The organism is Endozoicomonas atrinae, assembly GCF_001647025.1.
Classification (GTDB): domain Bacteria; phylum Pseudomonadota; class Gammaproteobacteria; order Pseudomonadales; family Endozoicomonadaceae; genus Endozoicomonas; species Endozoicomonas atrinae.
This window is the reverse complement of record NZ_LUKQ02000402.1, coordinates 1-3,547: the sequence shown is the minus strand read 5'-3', so window position 1 is coordinate 3,547 and position 3,547 is coordinate 1. Positions and strand designations below refer to the sequence as shown.

Annotated in this window: 4 protein-coding genes and 1 pseudogene; 4 read left to right on the top strand and 1 reads right to left on the bottom strand. The window is 48.3% G+C overall.

Annotated features, from left to right (window positions below):
* Nucleotides 1-172 precede the first annotated feature (172 nt).
* On the top strand, nucleotides 173-523 hold the full coding sequence (locus AK963_RS26965) for an OST-HTH/LOTUS domain-containing protein (protein ID WP_238593862.1): 351 nt from the start codon (nucleotides 173-175) through the stop codon (nucleotides 521-523).
* Between the two features lie 181 nt (nucleotides 524-704).
* Nucleotides 705-1,082 carry a YybH family protein gene (locus tag AK963_RS26960; RefSeq protein ID WP_066018429.1) on the top strand — a complete coding sequence of 126 codons (378 nt, stop codon included), beginning with the start codon at nucleotides 705-707 and terminating at the stop codon, nucleotides 1,080-1,082.
* A 51-nt stretch (nucleotides 1,083-1,133) separates the two neighbouring features.
* On the opposite strand, the gene AK963_RS26955 is transcribed toward AK963_RS26960, so the two are convergent.
* A complete protein-coding gene (locus AK963_RS26955) occupies nucleotides 1,134-2,519 on the bottom strand; it encodes a DEAD/DEAH box helicase (RefSeq protein ID WP_066018428.1) in 1,386 nt (461 codons plus the stop codon).
* A 358-nt stretch (nucleotides 2,520-2,877) separates the two neighbouring features.
* Here AK963_RS26955 and cutA point away from each other — a divergent pair, with 358 nt between their 5' ends.
* Nucleotides 2,878-3,207, top strand: a complete 330-nt coding sequence (gene cutA, locus AK963_RS26950) for a divalent-cation tolerance protein CutA (protein WP_066018430.1) — start codon at nucleotides 2,878-2,880, stop codon at nucleotides 3,205-3,207.
* Between the two features lie 51 nt (nucleotides 3,208-3,258).
* Nucleotides 3,259-3,547 (top strand): annotated as a pseudogene (locus AK963_RS26945) (hypothetical protein); the annotation flags it as partial.

The following is a 3,547-nucleotide window of genomic DNA, read 5'->3' as shown; positions in this document are numbered from 1 at the left end:
GAAAATCAACATCATTAAAACCTTCGGGTAGCTGTGGTCGACGAGACATCTGTTCTAGATAATGCATGGTAATGATGCCTAAGCATAGTTGGCGGCAGCTTAAGGATTTAGAAAATGCGATTGGTATAAGGTGGTCTATGGGTTTGGTGAGCGAAAAGCCCCCTCCCCTTTCGTGAATGCATGCTCACGCTTTCTCTACCTGGATGAACCAGAAAATGATCCGGAGAAAGTCACCTCAAACTGTAAAAAAAGCGGCCATGAGCTGAAAGCCGATACCAAGCTGATGAACCTGATCCGCAATGCCATCGATACCGAGCAGGATGATGATGGCTGGGCGTACCTCGGAAGAATCGGTGCGGTTATCTCCAACCAGGCCTCCTTTGACCCTCGAAATTACGGTTACAAAAAACTGGGAGATCTGATCAGGGCTGTTGACCTGTTTGAAACCCAGGTTATGGACAATAATCAGATGTGCGTTCGTGATAAACGACGTGGTAATCATATCCAGAATGGCGGTCATTAGTCCCTATTGAGATTTTCTCTCTACCACAAAGACGCAAGACACGAAGACACAGAGAAAGCTGTTTTAGTATTCTTTGCACCTTTAGAGCTTGTGTAGTGAAAAAATAGATAGCTACTCACAGATCAGCCTCTAACTGCTATAACCTATAATTGTCTAAGTACTTTGACGAAGAGTGTCTGATATGACCAATGAGCAGGATACGCCTCTGATCAAAGCCGTAAAACAGGCCAGCAGTGAGTGGAAAGCAGCATTCAATTCGGGAAATGCCAAAGGCTGTGCAAACCAATATGAGCCAGATGCCATTATGCATGCCCGCCCCTTTGGCACATTCACAGGTCATAGTGAGATTGAGTCTTTCTGGCAAAAGTTGATTGACGATGGATTTAACAGTGTGGAGTACATCAACCCGAAATTTGAGACGGTTGATGAGCAGAGTGCCCTGCTCACCTCCGGCTGGAAAATGAACAAAGCTTCAGGTGTCATCCATAAAGAGCTATGGGTTCTACAACAAGACGGGACCGCCAGGCTCAGAGAAGATGACTTTGAAGCCACAGGTTAAACCTCATGGCTTCAAAAGCACTGATATTAACCCAAATTAACTCAGGTTAATTTACACTGAGGCAGAAGAGTTTTGCGGGCGAGTCACTTTACGCCTTCTGGGTCTGCGACGGTTTTCTGTAAATACACGGCCAGAGCCCATTTCTCCGGACTTTCTCCCTTCATTATTCCGTCCACCCTGCTGTTTACCTTCAGGTGTCTTGCCTTTCCTTTCACTTTCTTGACCGGACCTGTCGAAAGTCTTTGGCTTCTTGGGCTTTTTAGGCTTCGGTGATTTGCCGGACAACTGAGTCACAGGAACCTCATTTACCGGCTCAAACCCAGAGATCATCTCTCTGGGTAACAGCTGGTTAATCAACCGCTCAATATCCCGAAGCTGCTTAGTTTCATCTGCACAGACCAGTGAAACAGCATGGCCATCCGCCCCTGCACGGCCCGTGCGCCCAATCCGATGCACATAATCCTCCGGCACGTTGGGCAGGTCAAAGTTCACTACCTGCGGCAACTGATCAATATCCAGCCCCCGGGCTGCTATATCCGTTGCCACCAGAGCCGTAATTTCATTATTTTTGAAATTAGCCAAGGCCTTGGTACGGGCTCCCTGACTCTTATTGCCGTGAATCGCCGCTGCCAGAATCCCCTTACCTTCCAGATGGCGGGTTAACCGGTTGGCACCGTGCTTGGTTCGCGTAAAAACCAGCACCTGCTTCCAGCTGTTCTCTTTAATCAAGCGAGTCAGCAGTGCTGGCTTTTTACTTTTATCCACCGGATAAACACACTGTCTGACCGTTCTGGCTGTGGTGTTTCGTGGGGATACGTCAATCTCAACAGGGTGATGAACAATGGTTTTGGCCAACTGTCGTATTTCATCAGAGAAAGTAGCAGAGAACATCAGGTTCTGTCTCTGCCTGGGCAACAACGCCAGAATCCGACGAATATCGTGAATAAAGCCCATATCCAGCATACGGTCGGCCTCATCCAGAACCAGCACTTCCAGGTGTTTGAATTTCACCGCATTCTGGTTGTAGAGGTCCATCAGTCGTCCGGGAGTGGCTACAAGGATGTCAGCACCACGCCTCAGATTCATCATCTGGGGATTGATTTTGACCCCTCCAAAAACCACTGAGGAACGTATTGGCAAGTGCCGGCCATAAGTGGCAACACTCTCTGCTACCTGCGCTGCCAGCTCACGGGTCGGTGTCAGGACCAGCGCACGAACCTGGTTGGGCCCTGCCCGCTCGCCACGGCTTAACAGCTCCAGTATCGGCAGGGTAAAGCCTGCTGTTTTACCTGTGCCTGTCTGAGCTGCAGCCATGACATCCTGCCCAGCCAGAACAGCCGGTATCGCTTCCGCCTGAATGGGAGAAGGCTGCTCATAGCCCTGTTCAGTAATGGCTTGCAGAATCGGAAGGGAAAGCCCGAGATTGGCGAAGGTCATGGAAATGTCTCATTAAGGGCCACGAAAATATAACGATGGCCTAACCGGAGGAGGGGCTGAGTAGCATACAGGCTGCCAACTGACAGCGCAAAATTGTTTTTTATCCAGGTGATAACCACAGAGAGCTCTAAGAAATCTTGAATTTTTAGCTTTTGTTGAGATTAAGTGGGGCTCTTAACTAGCCAGTCATCTACACATCAGATATGCCAAAAGGCATGGCATACACTCCGAAACAAGGTCGCCAGTGCTCACTGACTGACCTATTCTCTTTGCCATGAAGCTGTTAAATTATCAGGCAGACAGAGCACTGATTTCTCTATTTCTGCTTTATTCACTGCTAACTGGTTGCCAAACCGCCATGAATCAAAACAACACCTTTTGTATGGTACTGACTACGTGCCCAAATCAGCAGGAAGCCGATGCCCACGCCAGAGCAATTATAGAGAAACATCTGGGTGCCTGCGTTCAGAGCAGCCCGGTTCACAGTCATTATATGTGGGAAGGCAAGGTTCAGTCTGACCCGGAAATACTGCTTCGAATTAAAACCACCTGTGAGCGTTATAAAGCGCTGGAACAGTACCTGAAAGCCGAACACAGCTATGATGTACCACAGATTATTAAGATCCCCATAGAAAACGGCCTGACAGAGTACCTTGACTGGATCAAGGAAGAAACGACTGTAAAATAGCGGCCTGACTGAAAAAAGAAGTAACGACCGGGACACCAAAGGGATTTATTCATGTTCAAGGCCATCCGCATTACCATACTGCTCATCGTTTTACTGGTCGTTGGTATGAATGCCTGGCTAACCCAGATCCGCAGCACCGACTGGGACGCCCCCCTGTTTGTCGCCGTTCATCCAATCAGCGGAGATAGCAGTAATAAAACCCGGCAATACCTTATACCAATCGCATTTTCTAAATCCTTAAGCTGCCGCCAACTATGCTTAGGCATCATTACCATGCATTATCTAGAACAGATGTCTCGTCGACCACAGCTACCCGAAGGTTTTAATGATGTTGATTTTC

What these genes read in the sequence shown, in the direction of transcription:
- AK963_RS26960 (WP_066018429.1), top strand. Translation starts at nt 705, where the DNA reads ATGACCAATGAGCAGGATACGCCTCTGATCAAAGCCGTAAAACAGGCC.
- AK963_RS26955 (WP_066018428.1), bottom strand. Translation starts at nt 2,519, where the DNA reads ATGACCTTCGCCAATCTCGGGCTTTCCCTTCCGATTCTGCAAGCCATT.
- cutA (WP_066018430.1), top strand. Translation starts at nt 2,878, where the DNA reads ATGAATCAAAACAACACCTTTTGTATGGTACTGACTACGTGCCCAAAT.